14 protein-coding genes are annotated in these 14,945 nt (G+C 65.0%); 13 read left to right on the top strand and 1 reads right to left on the bottom strand.

The window, feature by feature from the left end:
- The first annotated feature begins 52 nt into the window (after nt 1-52).
- The 10 genes from NQ160_RS01725 (at nt 53) to NQ160_RS01685 (ending at nt 11,629) form a co-directional block, all read left to right on the top strand.
- On the top strand, nt 53-1,600 hold the full coding sequence (locus tag NQ160_RS01725) for a sugar transferase (protein ID WP_257513509.1): 1,548 nt from the start codon (nt 53-55) through the stop codon (nt 1,598-1,600).
- Nucleotides 1,601-1,632: 32 nt separating this feature from the next.
- Entirely contained in the window at nt 1,633-2,460 is an 828-nt protein-coding gene (locus NQ160_RS01720; protein ID WP_257513508.1) for a WecB/TagA/CpsF family glycosyltransferase, read from the top strand.
- Nucleotides 2,461-2,465: 5 nt separating this feature from the next.
- Nucleotides 2,466-3,773, top strand: coding sequence for a polysaccharide pyruvyl transferase family protein (locus NQ160_RS24940; protein ID WP_374113618.1), 1,308 nt, complete (start codon nt 2,466-2,468; stop codon nt 3,771-3,773).
- A 239-nt stretch (nt 3,774-4,012) separates the two neighbouring features.
- Nucleotides 4,013-4,900 carry a glycosyltransferase gene (locus NQ160_RS01715; protein ID WP_257513507.1) on the top strand — a complete coding sequence of 296 codons (888 nt, stop codon included), beginning with the start codon at nt 4,013-4,015 and terminating at the stop codon, nt 4,898-4,900.
- A 577-nt stretch (nt 4,901-5,477) separates the two neighbouring features.
- Nucleotides 5,478-6,650 carry a glycosyltransferase gene (locus NQ160_RS01710; RefSeq protein ID WP_257513506.1) on the top strand — a complete coding sequence of 391 codons (1,173 nt, stop codon included), beginning with the start codon at nt 5,478-5,480 and terminating at the stop codon, nt 6,648-6,650.
- A complete protein-coding gene (locus tag NQ160_RS24595) occupies nt 6,560-8,023 on the top strand; it encodes an O-antigen ligase family protein (protein WP_306852143.1) in 1,464 nt (487 codons plus the stop codon). The genes NQ160_RS01710 and NQ160_RS24595 overlap by 91 nt, the downstream gene beginning before the upstream one ends.
- Complete coding sequence (locus tag NQ160_RS01700) at nt 8,007-9,227, top strand: hypothetical protein (RefSeq protein ID WP_257513505.1); 1,221 nt, start codon at nt 8,007-8,009, stop codon at nt 9,225-9,227. Before NQ160_RS24595 ends, NQ160_RS01700 begins: the two co-directional genes overlap by 17 nt.
- A gap of 108 nt (nt 9,228-9,335) precedes the next feature.
- Complete coding sequence (gene gmd, locus NQ160_RS01695; RefSeq protein ID WP_257513504.1) at nt 9,336-10,364, top strand: GDP-mannose 4,6-dehydratase; 1,029 nt, start codon at nt 9,336-9,338, stop codon at nt 10,362-10,364.
- Entirely contained in the window at nt 10,361-11,341 is a 981-nt protein-coding gene (locus NQ160_RS01690) for a GDP-L-fucose synthase family protein (protein ID WP_257513503.1), read from the top strand. Before gmd ends, NQ160_RS01690 begins: the two co-directional genes overlap by 4 nt.
- A 3-nt stretch (nt 11,342-11,344) precedes the next feature.
- Nucleotides 11,345-11,629, top strand: coding sequence for a Dabb family protein (locus NQ160_RS01685; RefSeq protein WP_257513502.1), 285 nt, complete (start codon nt 11,345-11,347; stop codon nt 11,627-11,629).
- Here NQ160_RS01685 and NQ160_RS01680 read toward each other — a convergent pair.
- Nucleotides 11,617-12,228: a DUF4916 domain-containing protein gene (locus tag NQ160_RS01680; RefSeq protein ID WP_257513501.1), complete on the bottom strand. Its 612-nt coding sequence runs from the start codon at nt 12,226-12,228 to the stop codon at nt 11,617-11,619. The genes NQ160_RS01685 and NQ160_RS01680 overlap by 13 nt on opposite strands.
- On the opposite strand from NQ160_RS01680, the gene NQ160_RS01675 reads away from it, so the two are divergent.
- From NQ160_RS01675 to NQ160_RS01665, 3 genes are all read left to right on the top strand, one after another.
- Nucleotides 12,203-12,586: a hypothetical protein gene (locus tag NQ160_RS01675; protein WP_257513500.1), complete on the top strand. Its 384-nt coding sequence runs from the start codon at nt 12,203-12,205 to the stop codon at nt 12,584-12,586. The two genes, NQ160_RS01680 and NQ160_RS01675, sit on opposite strands and share 26 nt — an antisense overlap.
- 80 nt (nt 12,587-12,666) lie before the next feature.
- Complete coding sequence (locus NQ160_RS01670; protein WP_257513499.1) at nt 12,667-13,977, top strand: UDP-glucose dehydrogenase family protein; 1,311 nt, start codon at nt 12,667-12,669, stop codon at nt 13,975-13,977.
- Nucleotides 13,978-14,125: 148 nt separating this feature from the next.
- Nucleotides 14,126-14,935, top strand: coding sequence for a response regulator transcription factor (locus NQ160_RS01665; RefSeq protein ID WP_257513498.1), 810 nt, complete (start codon nt 14,126-14,128; stop codon nt 14,933-14,935).
- Nucleotides 14,936-14,945: the final 10 nt, after the last annotated feature.

Below are 14,945 nucleotides of genomic sequence, written 5' to 3'. Positions count from 1 at the left end.
GATAGTTTTTTGATGGGAACAACATTGGGGTCAGAAGCGCGAGAGGAACGGTGTGACGAACGAACGGCTCGCGACCCCCGGGGCTGACCCGAGCCCCACCGACAGGCCCGCGGTCGACACCTCGAAACGCGATGGCGCGGCGCGGCCCACTCCCGCACGGCGGGATGACTGGCGTCGCCGCTACGCACGAAGGCTCGCCCTGACCGATCTGCTCGTGCTGGTGTGGGTCGTCTACGGCACGCAGATAGCCTGGTTCGGCTGGGGCAACGCCGCCGTCACGATGCGCGAGGACAGCCGCATCAGTGAGTTCTCCTACTGGTTATTCTCCGCGATGCTCATCGCTCTCTGGATGTGGGCGCTGACACTTTTCGATACGCGTGACCACCGCGTCATCGGCACCGGGCCCACCGAGTACGCGAGGCTTGCCCGCGCGAGCTTCGCGCTGTTCGGCGCCATCGCGATCATTGCATTCCTGTCCCGGATCGACGTCGCCCGCGGATTCCTCTTGCTCAGCCTTCCGGCGGGAATCCTCGTTCTTGTATTCGTGCGATGGCTGTGGCGTCAGTGGCTGCTCGCAAAGCGCTCTGCGGCGCAGTACAGCGCGCGCGTGCTGCTCGTCGGCTCCGAGCAATCCGTCGCCCAGACCGCCCGTGAATTACTCCGCGCGCCCGGAGCGGGCTACGTCGTCGTCGGCGTGTGCGTGCCTTCCGAACCGAACCCTTCGGTCGCGCAAGAAATCGGAGTACCAGCGGTGGGGACTGTCGACGCTGTCGAGGCGGCGATCGTCGCGTCCGGGGCAGACACCGTCATCGTCACGAGCACCGACGATCTGCCGCCGGACAAGGTGAAGCAGATCTCATGGGGCCTCGAGGCCGGCCGGCAGCACCTCGTGCTGGCACCCAGCATCACCGACATCGCCGGGCCGCGAATTCACACGCGCCCCGTAGCCGGCCTCCCTCTCATCCACGTCGAGACCCCTCGATTCACGCGCGGTCAGAGGCTGGCAAAGCGCCTCATGGATCTAGCTGTGGCGACGGTCGGCCTCATCGTGATCTCACCCCTCCTCGCCGTTCTGGCGCTGTGCGTCAAGTTCTCGTCACCCGGCCCAATCCTGTTCCGACAGGGGCGCGTTGGCTACCGTGGCGAGACGTTCACCATGCTCAAGTTCCGCACGATGGTTTCGCACGCTGAGCAACTCCTGCCTGAGCTGGGGCGTCAGTCCCGCGATACGGGTAACGACGTCCTCTTCAAGATGCGCAACGATCCGCGAGTCACACGTGTTGGCCGCGTGATGCGCAAATACAGCCTCGATGAATTACCGCAGTTGATCAACGTCATCGGTGGATCCATGTCACTGGTCGGCCCGCGCCCCTCGCTCCCGGCCGAAGTAGACCAGTATGCGGACCACGTCCACCGGCGGTTCCTCGCCAAGCCTGGCATCACGGGCTTGTGGCAGGTCAGTGGCCGGTCGTCCTTGTCTTGGGAAGACAGCGTGAGACTGGACCTCGCCTACGTTGAAAACTGGTCGTTGCTTACCGACTTGAGCATCCTCGCGCGAACTGCGCGGGCGGCAGCATTCCCAGGCGACAGCGCCCATTGACGCCCTCCTACCCTCAACCGACCGAGAAAAGCATGGCTGAACAAACCCACGAAGTGAACCCCCCGCCTTCCGACACGGCCCCCCCGTTCGACACAATCCGAGTCGGAGGGATACCCTTCTGCGTCGCCACCCTCGAAGGCGCAGTCCACTGGCTAATTCACGATGCCGCCCGCGCGCGTCTTGCCGTTAACGTGCGACTAGCAAATGCGTACAACGTCGCGCTTGCCGACAGAGAGCCCGCCTATGGAAACCTGCTAAGTGGCGACGGAGTGAATTTTCCAGACGGCTTGCCCGTGGTGTGGGCCATGCGCGCTCAGGCGCGCCAACTCGCGCCTGAGCGCGTGCGCGGGCCATCCTTGTTCGCGTCTGCGATGGAAGCCGGGGTGAGTCAAGGCACAAAGCACTTCCTCCTCGGTTCGACCCCGGAAACGCTCTCCCTCCTGCGACAGCGCCTTGAGAAGCTGCACCCAGGAATCCGCCTTGTGGGTTCTCACTCCCCACCGTTCGCGCCGGTGGATCCGGAGTATGTCCGTGGTTGCGTGGATGCAGTACGTGGCTCCGGCGCGGATATAGTCTGGGTTGGACTCGGGACTCCGAAACAAGACGCCCTTGGGACTGCGCTCGCGACGAGAATTGGAATGCCGACGGTGAACGTCGGCGCCGCGTTCGACTTTATGGCCGGCACAGTAAAAGAGGCACCCCGATGGGTTCAGAATTCTGGCTTAGAGTGGCTCTATCGCCTGGCGTCTGAGCCAAAACGCCTGTGGCGCCGCTATTTTTTCGGTAACGCGCGCTTCCTGCTGGTGGCGCTGAGAAACCGCTCACGAGCGATGGCCGACCTCACCACCCAATTCGATTGATCGGTATGCATACTTCGCACACATCTTTGGCCGATTCGAGCGGTGCGCCGGGAGTGGCGCTCCTGGGCGCCTTCGAGCGCGACAATTTCGGCGACGTACTGTTCCTCCAATTGACAAGGGAACTGCTAGCACATGACGACCCGAAGGTAACCGCGCCTTTCGACGCACAAAACGGTTTCAGGCCGTTGGGAATCGATGTGCAGCAATACCTCCGAGGGTGGGCCGCTGGACCTGACACGGTATGGATGGTCGGCGGAGAAGTCGGAGGCACTTCCATGGAAGATGCCTACCGGATGTCCGCCAGTGACGAGAGATACGGCGCGTACCTTGAGCGCGCCCGTCGTGGCCGCGCCAAGTGGATTGCGGCAACCACTAGCCGGTCCATATACAGCGCGGCTTACCTGCCCCGAATGTCGGCGAGCTCGCTGACGCGACATTCACACTTCGTGGTCAACTCAGCCGGGCTGAGCGCGCTCCGCGGGTTGCGCGGCCTTCGAAGGGATGAAGCATGGGGCGCCATAAAGGAGGCCTCATACGTGTCCGTGCGCGACGCCGCCTCGTCGTCCGCCCTTAGCCGTTACGGAGTAGACCACGATCTCACTCCCGACCTGGTCCACTCGCTTCGTGACACGCGCCCGGGCTGGCTCATTCCCGCCACCGAATCGCAGCCCTACGCGCTGGTGCAAGTAAAAGAGTCCGTCCTCGAGGACCATGGCCCTGAGCGTCTGGCAGATACGCTCATGTCATCACGAGAACTGCGCTCATACGAGATTCGGCTATTCGTCGCGGGGACCGCGAGGGGTCATGACTCAGTTCGGCTCTACGAAAGGGTCGTGGAGCGCGCCCGCCGATCTCATCCGGGCCGCGAGATCTCTATCCTCGAGGTAAACACCGCGATCGAGAAAGCGGAATCGATCGCGCGCGCATCGCTCTGGATCGGGACGTCCCTGCATGGCTGGATAATCTCGTCATCCTTTGAGGTTCCTCGCGTCGGGCTTTCGCTCGAGAAGGTCGCTCGGTACGCGCGAACCTGGAACGACCCAATGCCGACGGCCGTACCACTCGCGTCGCTACCAGATGCGGTCGAGATAGCGCGAAAGCGTTCCGAAGTGCCGGGCCGAGCGGAGGAGATGTCGGCCCTCGCTCTCGCCGGATTCCGTCGGGCCGAAACCGCTACCCAACGCGCTCTACCCCGCGAGCAAGGAGACTACCGCGCCGCTGCTGCGACCGGCATGGCCCGAAAGAGTCGCTCACTCGCGCATGTGGGCTGGACCAATACAGTGGACGAACTAAAAAAGTGGCGCCACAGGTGACTTCCCTTCTGGTCGTTACACCTGACCTCCGAGAAAACTCAACGGGACGCGCGTACGTCTGGTGGCTTTTGAGCCAGCATCTCGGATGGGATTGTCGAGTTGTATCTGCTCGGGGGGAGACCGTGTGGGCGCCCCTTCGGGACACCCCTTTCGCGTCCGCTTGCACGCGACTTCCTGGCCGTGATGCGCGGAGCGCATCACGTGAGCTCGCTCGCATTGCGGGTGACTACGATGCCACCGTGGCTGTGAAGCCCCTGCCAATCTCACTCGGGGTTTGTCTCGCCGCCAAAGCCCGGAGGGCCTTTCCACTCATCGTCGACATCGACGACCCAGATCTTGAGCACCGCCTGCATAGCGCCTCCCGCGCTCGGCGTATTGCCTGGCGCTTACGGCACCCGCTATTCACTTGGCGGGTACGGAACCTCAACGCATCGTCAGGTTGTTTCACGACGGCCGTGAGTAACCCGGTCTTGCAAGAGAAGTACGGCGGAACCCTCGTGCCCCATGCCCGCCCTGACAAGGGACCGGGCCAGCCTCATCGCTCTCCCAACCCGACGGTGGCCTTCGTGGGGACAGTGCGCTCACACAAGGGCATCAGTGTGCTACGTGAATCGGTGGCCAGATTGCAACCGGACGGCTTTAGGCTCGTCATCACCGCCGACCGACCGGAGGATGCGAACGCTTGGGAGAGCTGGGTGGGTGAAGGGAGCGTCGGCGAGGGTGAATCGCTGGTTGCAGCCGCCGACATCATTGCGCTGCCTAGCCTGGCATCGTCCTTCGCTGAGGGGCAGTTGCCGGCCAAGCTGATCGACGCAATGATGCTGGGGCGCGCCGTCGTGGTCTCGAAAATCGCCCCTCTACCGTGGGCGGTCGGCGACCTGGACCTCTCCGTCGAACCAGGTTCACCGACGGCGCTCGCGGCCGCGCTGCGAGACCTGGCAGCCCCGGAAAGACGCCAGGAGATTGCGGACCGACTCCGAGCTCGGGCGCTCTCCGAATTCAGCGTCACTGCCATCGCCCCTCGCCTAGTCGAACTGCTGGAGCAAGCACAGAATGTCGGCAGCGAGCACCCCGACCGGCCGCGCAGAGGCGTCCGAACAGCGCGGCTGCGGAGGCGGACACAATGAGTCAGTCCCACAAAACTCCAACGCGACGGGACGCCCTCGGCCCACTTGCATCCGCCTGCGCACCAGACAGCGGTAGCGAACCGCGCGCTGGCTGGGAGGCGCTACGCGCGGCCTCGCAGCTCTTCGACCGCGTCGTTCTCTTCACTCGCATCGGGGATCAGTCAGCCTTGCCTGCAGCGCTAGGCGCTCTGCCCGTACAAGAGGACATCATTACAGTCCCGACCGCCCTCGATAAACGCGGGGCAATACACATGCGATACGCGTTGCGGACAATCGCAACGGCGAGGGCGCTCAACCGCCTGCACGACTCCGTGGGGCGGATTGCGGCAGAGGGCGCAGCGATGGGCACGAAGGTGATCTGCCTCGGCTTGGGAGGCCTTTCGGCCTTGGCTGGTGAGTACGCGGCCACCGTGGCCACCGACCCGGCCGAGACTCTAACCGCCCGGCTTGCGTCTGTCCTGGACCGAGCGATTGCTGACGCTCAAGAGGGCCCGGCAATCTCGGCGCCGGACTGGAGCCACGAGGCGTATGCCTCGGCAATGCGCGAATGGTACGGGGTACCTTCTTGAGAGTCTTGATGGTCTACAACGATTACGCCCAGGTCGGTGGCGAGCGGTTCTCAGTGCGTGCGGAATTCGATAGCCTTCTTCGGCGCGGCGTGGACGCCCGCTTGCTGACCATCTCCAACGCGGATGTCCTGGAGGCTAAAGGCACCAGAGGACTTACCCTCGAAGCGATCCGCCCACGGCTATCAACTGCGCTCCTCCGTCAAGCACTCGACGACTTCCAACCGGACCTAGTCCACGCTCAGAACCTCTTCCCCCTCTTCGGCGGGCGCGCGATTGAGCTATTGCGCGAGCGGAAGGTCCCCTGGATCCGGTCGCTCCGAAACTACCGGCTCCGCTGCATCGCTGGCACCTGCTTTAGGGGCGGACACGATTGCGGTGAGTGTCGATCAGCAGATCGCGGCCTCAACGGAGTTAGGCATTCTTGCTACAGGCAGAGCGCGCCCGCTTCGGCCGCCGCTGTCGCCTATGCGATCACCGAGAGCCGGCAAACCGATCGCTACCCGCCGGACGCATATGTCCTCCTTAGCGAGGCGATGCTTGAGCCTCTCTCCACGGTGCTGGGCGCGGAGCGGATTTTCATCAAACCGAACGCCGTCCCGGGGGCCGCAGACGGAGCGATAGTGCCACGCTCGGCGCGCAATCTGGACGCGGTGTTTGTCGGGCGCCTCACACCCGAGAAGGGCGTCACCTCCCTGATTAACTCATTCGCGGGCTCCACGCGGGTTCGCCTAACGCTGATCGGCGAGGGGGCCCTCTCCGCATCAGACAGAAGGATCGTTGACGGCTCGGACCTGATAGAAGTGGTCGGCCCGCTCCCTTCTCAGGGCGTGGCCGAAAGAATGGGCCGCGCTCTCGCGGTGCTCGTGCCTTCGCAGTGGGCAGAGCCCTTTGGGCGCGTCGCGGCGGAAGGGCTCGGGGCCGGCACCCCCGTTCTATGTTCAGGGAACGGAGGGTTGCCAGAGATCGTCGCTCCGCTCAGCCTTGGGGGCGAACTCGTGCGGCGCAACCAGGATTGGTTGCAGGGCGCTGAGATGCTCGCCGATCTCCCGGCGGATGTGTACGACAGACTTGCCGCGGAGGGCCACCGCAGATGGCAAGACCATTACTCAGAAGGGCCGGTGGGGGACGCGCTCATCGACATCTACTCGACCGTGTTGCAAAATCCGCGCACGAGAGCGTAAAGATGAGCAAACGACGAACGGCTGACAGCCTTACGGATACCCAAGGTTATGGGCGATGGCTTACGCCTGCTGGCATCTGCATAAGCGGTCTTTTGGTCCCCATCGCGGGTGGACGGTGGGGCAGCTACCTTTCCATCCCGGGCACGCCACTGTACATCGCTGACCTACTCGCACTCGGGGGCGCCGCATTTTTCGTCCTGCAGCGTGTGACTTCACCGCAGAATTCCCGAACGGCCCAGCGCGCACCTCTACCGCTACGCCTTGGCGCCGCCTTGCTGGTGGGAGTTATTCTCATCGCTCTCCTCACTACCCCCTGGGTTGGGGGGATCCTCGTAATACGTGACCTGTTCCCGCTGCTTTACCTCGCCTTAACTCCGCTCTTTGTTCTTGCCGCGGGCGCACTCGGCGGAGCACAAATATTCCGCGGCCTTGTCGTTGCGTGCACCATTCACACCCTGTGGTTTGCGCCCGCCATCTTTCGCCTTCTCCCGCCAATACCCATTGGAGCGGTCTCCGAACTCCCACTCTTCACGACCCGGAGCGACATCGACCTCCTCATCAGCGCGCTTAGCATCGCCGTGCTCGTCATGGCTCGCGAAATGCCTGTGCTCGTCCGCTCCACCTTCATCCTCGCCTCGATCGCCTCATTATTCGGGGGGGGAAGCCGAGCAGGACTCGCATCTGGACTGGTATTGCTCCTAATAGCACTGCTTCTTGCACGCCCGCGTGGGTCCCGCCTATCTCCGACGGTTGTGGGCGTTGCCCTCCTGGGCACGGCCGGAGCGCTACCACTCGCCGCTACCGTCTTGATGGACCCGCCCGAGTGGATGCGGGCGCTTACCCGGATACTCGGCGACAACACCGCGGAACAATCCACCGCACGCAACACCTGGGACGCGCGCATTTACGCGTGGACGCGGATCGTCGAGTACACGGCTGCTGACCAAGGACGCTTCTTGTTCGGGTCTGGCGCTGGCTCCCACCCAATTCGCGACAGCGGTGCCCTTATCTATCTGTCAGGCGATCCGAGCGTCCGCGCCGCGCACAATTTCGTCATTACATGGTTCGCGATGTTTGGGCTCATTGGCGTGCTCTCAGTGGTGCTGGTGTTGGTGGTCTGGGCATTGGTGGCCACTGGCCAAGCAAGACAGCAGAGGGGCCTCAATGCGGTAGGTCTCGCGCTGTTTGTGAGCCTGCTCGTCGCTGGCCTTGCCGGGGTTATCGTTGAGTCTCCCTTTGGCTACATGCCGCTGATTCTGGGCATGTGCTGCGCGCTCCTGCCTACCCATTCCTCGGTGCATACCCCCTTCACCACGGGGGTGCGCGGCACCGCGTTCATCGGATCAGGGGGCCGCGATGGGAACCTCCCTTAACCTCTCTGCGTCTCTCGTTGACGCTATAGCCGCCGCTGCGGGCTCCTTTCTGATCGGCCTAATTGCACTTCGCGCACTGGAGTTGCCGGAACTCGCGCTTTATGCGTTGATGTATTCGGGTGGCTTCGCCGCAATGGTCATTCCCCAACAGATGGGCTATCTCCCCCGTCGGATCGCCGTGAACACGGCGGCGGAAGTGGTGAGGGGCCGTTACGCAACTGACCTACTCGGCGCAACCCCGTATGTCGCGCTTGCGATGCTTGCGGTCGTCGCGGCGGGATCTCCTTTGTACACGTCGACAGGGGGCAACACTGCGCTCATCTTGGCGAGCACGGCTGCACTCTGGGTAGCCGCTTCCTCATTCCAGGATCACATTCGCACATCGCTTCACATCACGGCTAACCACGCGGGAGCTGCGGCCACTTCCCTCGTTCAGTTAGGTGTGGCTGCGTCGGTATTCGGCCTCGTCTTGTTATTCCAAGACGATATCCCGTACGCGGTGCTTTGCGCTGTCCCCTTTGGGGCGTTGACGTTGTCGAACTCCGTTAGCGCGTGCATCGGGATCTTTATACATCGCACCACACCGCCGATCGGGCGTGGCCCGCGGCCTTCTTTCTCCGTCAGCTTTCGAACTGCCCTGAGTGGCTTTATCCTGCACGCGTCGTCGTACGTGACCAATCTCTCGGTGGCTCTGTCGCTGGGCGCCGCTGCCCTCGCGAGCTTAGAAAGCACCCGGGTCGCCGCGCAACCAGTCCTTGTCGCCGGGACCGCGCTGTCATCGTTCTTCCTGCCGAAGGCGATACGCTTTCAGTCAGCCGGTGCCGACGGCCTCGCGTACAGGCGAGTACGGAGGATGGTCGCATCTCAAGCCGTCCTCGGCGCAGGGTACTCCGCGATAGCACCAGTCTTCGCCCTTCTTCTCTCTTCCTGGACGGGGAATCCGATCGACCCGTTCCTGGCCGTAGCGTTAGCGATCGCCTTCGCGTTGCAGTCGATGGTGGGGCCGATCAATCAAATGAACATCGCGGCGCGAAAGTACGCCCTCGCGACTATCAGCACAATCGTCGCGGCCGCCGTTACGCTTGCGACCGTTCTACTCCTTCTAAGCACCGCGGGCCTGTTCGCTGTCCCGCTGGCCCTAACAGCGGGCGCCCTCACGCGGGGTGCCATGCTACTGCTGGCGAGGAGATTCCTCCCTGGTTGACCACTTCGAATGCGGTACGACGATAATTCGTGAGGGGCGGTGCTGCCGCACCCCTCTGACGAGAAGAACGAAGACCAAGACGCCCATGGGTCGGAAAAGAGACATCAGATGAAACGCGCACTTATCACCGGTATCACCGGCCAGGACGGCTCATACCTCGCAGAGCTATTGCTGTCAAAGGGCTACGAAGTCCACGGCCTGATCCGCCGTGCATCGACGTTCAACACCGCGCGGATCGACCACCTCTACGTCGATCCGCATGACCCCGAGGCGAAGCTCTTCCTGCATTACGGCGATCTCAGCGACGGCGCCCGCCTCGTTACCCTGATGGCCGAGATCAACCCCGATGAGGTCTACAACCTCGCGGCACAGTCGCACGTACGTGTGTCGTTCGACGAGCCGGAGCACACGGCCGACACCACCGGCACCGGCACGATCCGTCTGCTCGAGGCCGTGCGCCTCTCCGGGGTGCACACGCGCTTCTACCAGGCGTCGTCGTCCGAGTTGTATGGCGCAACTCCGCCGCCGCAGAACGAGGACACCCCGTTCTACCCCCGCTCCCCTTATGCCGCAGCGAAGCTCTACAGCTACTGGATCACGAAGAACTACCGTGAGGCCTACGACATGTTCGCGGTCAACGGCATCTTGTTCAACCATGAGTCCCCCCGTCGCGGTGAGACCTTCGTCACCCGCAAGATCACCCGCGCGGTCGCGCGCATCAAGGCAGGCAAGCAGAAGGACCTGTACCTGGGCAACCTCGAGTCGGTACGCGACTGGGGCTACGCCGCCGAGTACGTCGAGGGCATGTGGCGCATGCTCCAGGCCGACACTCCCGAGGACTTCGTTCTGGCAACGGGCGTCGGCTACACGATCAAGGACTTCCTCGAGACCTCGTTCGGCCACGTGGGACTCGATTGGCAGGAGTACGTCAAGTTCGACGAGCGCTACCTGCGCCCCACCGAGGTCGACGCCCTCGTCGGCGACCCGTCGAAGGCCGCCGACAAACTGGGCTGGACGCCCGCGATCGACGGCAAGGAACTCGCCAAGCTCATGGTCGACGCCGACATCACGGCGCTCGAAGAAGGCCACACATGGATTGACAAGGTGCAGCTCGCCTCGTGGGGAGTGCTGGTTTGACCGCCAGCGACGGACTGGACTACGCGCCGGGCGAACTCGAGCGCGACGCCACGTTTTACGTCGCCGGTCATCGCGGACTCGTCGGATCGGCCGTTGTCCGCAAACTGCAGGCCAGCGGATTCGAGAACGTCGTCGGCAAGTCCTCCGCCGAACTCGACCTGAAGAACCGGGACGCCGTGTTCGCCTACATGGCAGAGATCAAGCCGAAATACGTCGTGCTGGCGGCAGCGAAGGTCGGCGGCATCCTGGCGAACAGCACGTACCCCGTCGACTTTCTGAGCGACAACATCCGCATCCAGACGAACGTTCTCGATGCCGCAGTCGCCAACGACGTGGAGCGGGTCGCGTTTCTCGGCTCGTCCTGCATCTACCCCAAGTTCGCGGAGCAGCCAATCCGCGAGGACTCGCTGCTGACCGGCCACCTCGAACCCACGAACGATGCGTATGCGATCGCGAAGATCGCCGGCATCTTGCAGACCCAGGCGGTGCGACGCCAGTACGGTCTGCCGTGGATCTCGGCCATGCCGACCAACCTCTACGGACCGAACGACAACTTCTCCCCGAACGGGTCGCATGTGCTGCCGGCGTTGATCCGGCGCTATGACGAGGCGGCGAAGTCGGGAGCACCGACGGTGACCAACTGGGGCACGGGCACACCTCGACGTGAGTTCCTGCACTCCGACGACATGGCCGACGCGGTTCTGCACCTGATGGAGCACTACGACGGGCCCGAGCAGGTCAATGTCGGCACCGGTTCGGACGTGACCATCCGGGAGATCGCCGAGACCATCGGCGGGGTCGTCGGGTTCACCGGCGAAACCGAGTGGGACACGTCGAAGCCCGATGGCACGCCGCAGAAGCTGCTCGATGTCTCGAAGCTGGCCGACGCGGGGTGGACCGCGCAGATCTCGCTCGAAGAGGGGCTCGAGCGGACTGTCGCCTGGTATCGCGACCACGTGGACAACATCCGGCAGTAACCCATGGCCTACCGCCACGTGGTGTTGTTCCGCGTCTACGACGGCACCACGCCCGCACAGGTCAGCGAATCGATCCGCCTGCTTCGCGATCTTGGGCGGCTGCCCGGCGTGGTGTCGTGGCGCGTCGAGCGTTCCCTCGACGACCGCAAGGGCACGATCATCATTGAAGACGCCGCCTTCGCTGACCGCGTCGCGTACGAGGCGTTTCGCGCGCACCCGGCGCACGTTGCGGCCGCGAACGCACTGTCCGGGATCTCCGACTGGTGGGTCGGCGACTACGTCGGTTGAGAAGGCAGCAGTCGCTGCAACAGCCCATCTACGCCCGGCCACAGCGGCTGGGGCAGGCCAGCGAGCGGGAAGAACGCGAAGTCGAGCGCCTCGCCCCGCGGCGTGATGGCACCTGTAAGCGCGACGACAAAGGACAGACCGATCGCGTGCTTACGCGGATCGCTGCCGTGGGCGGGAGCGTCGCTCGGCACCATGTCGGGCGGAAACCACTGATACACGTAGTCGGGCTGCGGATCGCTCGGGAGGTCGACCTCAGCCCCGAGCGTCTCCGCCGCGTGACGACGGATCGCGCCGGCGATGGTCTCTCCTCGGAGCACGCGTCCGCCGAGATGGCACCAGACATCGCCGAAGGGTGAGTCCCGGAGAATCAGCCCCACCTCGACAGCTCCGTCGGCGTCGTGCCGCACGGGCACGAAATCGACGCAGGCGAGGGGAAGCGATCTTTCGATCTCTGCGTACAACTCCGGTGGCAGATAGGTCACGCATCCATGCTCGCAGGATGCCAGCGGGGCAGCCGCACGTCCTGCGGCCTCCTCCGGTAGCACCGCGAAAACACCGCCCGCCACTCTCGCCTTGCTCGGCAGTTCGGCGGCGCTCACCCCCGCCGCCGTCGCCGCGACGGGCGTCAGCGGCATCACCGTCACCCCCCCAAAAAAAGCGTGGGCGCGCAGCATCGACGCCATTCCCGAGAGCGGCGGCTTCGCCACCTCGCGGCGCAACGTCTACGTGCAGCGCAACAACGTCACCGAGGAGCAGTACGAGGCGTGGGTCGGTCCAGAAGGCTCGCGCACCAAGGCGCTCGCCGCGGCAAGACGCTGGTCACCGGAATGGTCGATGACCTCGACCTCGACGCACTCATCTACCCGGCGGGCAACCCGTACGGCACGCAGGGCACCGCACCCGTACGTGCTCCGCACGCCGCGCCGGTGGCGCCGGGTCACCGCCCGGTTCTGGTAGGAAAGGGGAGGGCAATGCGACCCTCTCGGCTGCCGAATCCGGCTCTCGTTTGCGCCCACCCCACACCCCTGAGGAGTCCCATGCGTCTGTCGGTCATCGGCTGCGGTTATCTCGGCGCCGTCCACGCGGCGGCGATGGCATCGATCGGCCACGACGTGGTCGGCATTGACGTCGACGAGCGCAAGATCACCGCGCTCAGCAAGGGCGAGGCGCCGTTCTTCGAGCCCGGTCTGCAGCAGATCCTCACCGAGGGCATCGCGTCGGGAAGGCTGCGGTTCACCACCGACATCGCCGAGGCGCGCGGCGCGGCCGTGCACTTCGTGGGTGTGGGGACCCCGCAGCAGAAAGACGGGTACGCCGCCGACCTCACCTACGTCAACGCCGCCGTCGACGCGCTGATCCCGCACCTGAGCGAAGGCGACATCGTCGCCGGCAAGTCCACCGTGCCCGTGGGTACGGCTGCCACCCTGGCAGAACGCGTCGACCCGACCGGCGCGACGCTGGTGTGGAACCCCGAGTTCCTGCGCGAGGGCTTCGCGGTGCAAGACACCATCGATCCTGACCGCCTGGTCGCGGGCGTGCCCGCCGGTGCGGCCGGGGAGCACGCGGCCGAGGTGCTGCGTGAGGTCTACCACCCGTCGGTCGCCAAGGGCACCCCGTTCATCGTCACCGACCTGGCAACAGCCGAGCTGGTCAAGGTCGCCGCGAACGCGTTCCTGGCCACGAAGATCAGCTTCATCAACGCTATGGCCGAGATCGCCGAGGTCACCGGCGCCGACGTCACCACCCTCGCCGACGCGATCGGCCACGACGCCCGCATCGGCCGCCGGTTCCTGGGCGCCGGCATCGGCTTCGGCGGCGGCTGCCTACCCAAGGACATCCGCGCGTTCGCCGCGCGCGCCGAGGAGCTCGGCCGCGGTGAGTCGGTGGCGTTCCTGCGTGAAGTCGACGCGATCAACCTGCGCCGTCGAGACCATGCCGTCGACCTCGTCGTGCAGGCGCTCGGCGGCTCGGTGTTCAAGAAGAACGTCACGGTGCTGGGCGCGGCGTTCAAGCCGCACTCCGACGACATCCGCGACTCCCCCGCCCTCGACGTCGCCGTGCGACTGCACGGCCTGGGCGCCTGGGTCACCATCACCGACCCCGAGGCGATCGACAACGCACGCGCCCGGCACCCGCAGCTGAACTACGTCGAAGACCGCGACGAGGCTCTGCGCGGCGCCGACGCCGTGATCGTCGTCACCGAGTGGGATGAGTACCGCCGGCAGCTCTCGCCCGAACACGCGGCATCCCTTGTCGCGGGACGAGTGATCATCGACGGGCGAAACTGCCTCGATCCGGTGGCCTGGCGCGCCGCCGGCTGGGACTACCACGGCATGGGACGGCCGTAGCAACCTACGCCTTCGAGCACGTCACCCACCCGCGCGCATCGCCCCCGCGGCGCCAACTCGTCCCGCACCCTACCTCTGTCGCCACCATCTGGCACAATCGGTCGTGGACGGGCGCCAACGGCTCCCGTCCTGCCGGTGAGGGGGACACATGGCGCACAACAACACATCACCGCGGGCGGTGGTCATGGACGATGACGACGACGTGCGGAACCTGCTGGTCGAGATCCTCACCAGCGCGGGATTCACGGTGAGCGCCGCTGACAACGGCACCGACGGCCTAGCCGCGGTGCTGGCCCACGACCCCGTGCTCACCACCATCGACATCTCCATGCCGGGGGTCGACGGCTTCGAGACCGTCCGCCGCATCCGGGCCCAGGGCTCTGACACCTACATCGTGCTCATCACCGGCCTCACCGACGAGGCCGATGTCGTGATGGGGTTCGGTGTGGGTGCCGACGACGTGGTGACGAAGCCCTTTCGCGCGCGCGAACTGCGGGCCCGGCTGCTGGCCATGCTGCGCCGGCCCCGCTCCGCCGGGCGCGAGGAACAGACGCCTGCCTCCCCCGGCGAGCGCGCGGCATCCGCCCCGAGGGGCCTGCCCGACACCGTGCGTTTGGACGGACTCCTGCTCGATCGCGACACGCGCACGGTCACGGTCGACGACCAAGACGTCACGCTCACCCGCACCGAGTTCGAGCTGCTGGCCACCATTCTCGAGTCGGGGCGCCGGGTGCGCAGCAAGGCCGACCTCGTGCTGACCCTGCACGACGAGACCTACCTCGATCCGGCCCGTGTCAGCGATGCCGACGTGCGCGCCATCGAGGCGCACATGACGAACCTGCGCCGCAAGCTGGGTGACAGCGTGCAGCAGCCGCGGTACATCGAGACGGTGCGCGGCGCCGGCTACCGCGCTGTGGCCGGTCACGCAGACGACACCGAGGGCGCCGGCGACCGGTAGTGGTCGAAGC

Source organism: Microbacterium sp. zg.Y909 (assembly GCF_024626565.1).
The sequence above is the reverse complement of the archived record's forward strand: the minus strand, read 5'-3'. Positions and strand labels throughout refer to the sequence as shown.

Bases quoted from the DNA above. Each gene is read 5' to 3' on its own strand.
- NQ160_RS01670 (WP_257513499.1), top strand. From the start codon at position 12,667: ATGCGTCTGTCGGTCATCGGCTGCGGTTATCTCGGCGCCGTCCACGCG.
- NQ160_RS24595 (WP_306852143.1), top strand. From the start codon at position 6,560: ATGGCAAGACCATTACTCAGAAGGGCCGGTGGGGGACGCGCTCATCGA.
- gmd (WP_257513504.1), top strand. From the start codon at position 9,336: ATGAAACGCGCACTTATCACCGGTATCACCGGCCAGGACGGCTCATAC.
- NQ160_RS01710 (WP_257513506.1), top strand. From the start codon at position 5,478: ATGGTCTACAACGATTACGCCCAGGTCGGTGGCGAGCGGTTCTCAGTG.
- NQ160_RS01665 (WP_257513498.1), top strand. From the start codon at position 14,126: ATGGCGCACAACAACACATCACCGCGGGCGGTGGTCATGGACGATGAC.
- NQ160_RS24940 (WP_374113618.1), top strand. From the start codon at position 2,466: ATGCATACTTCGCACACATCTTTGGCCGATTCGAGCGGTGCGCCGGGA.
- NQ160_RS01720 (WP_257513508.1), top strand. From the start codon at position 1,633: ATGGCTGAACAAACCCACGAAGTGAACCCCCCGCCTTCCGACACGGCC.
- NQ160_RS01700 (WP_257513505.1), top strand. From the start codon at position 8,007: ATGGGAACCTCCCTTAACCTCTCTGCGTCTCTCGTTGACGCTATAGCC.
- NQ160_RS01685 (WP_257513502.1), top strand. From the start codon at position 11,345: ATGGCCTACCGCCACGTGGTGTTGTTCCGCGTCTACGACGGCACCACG.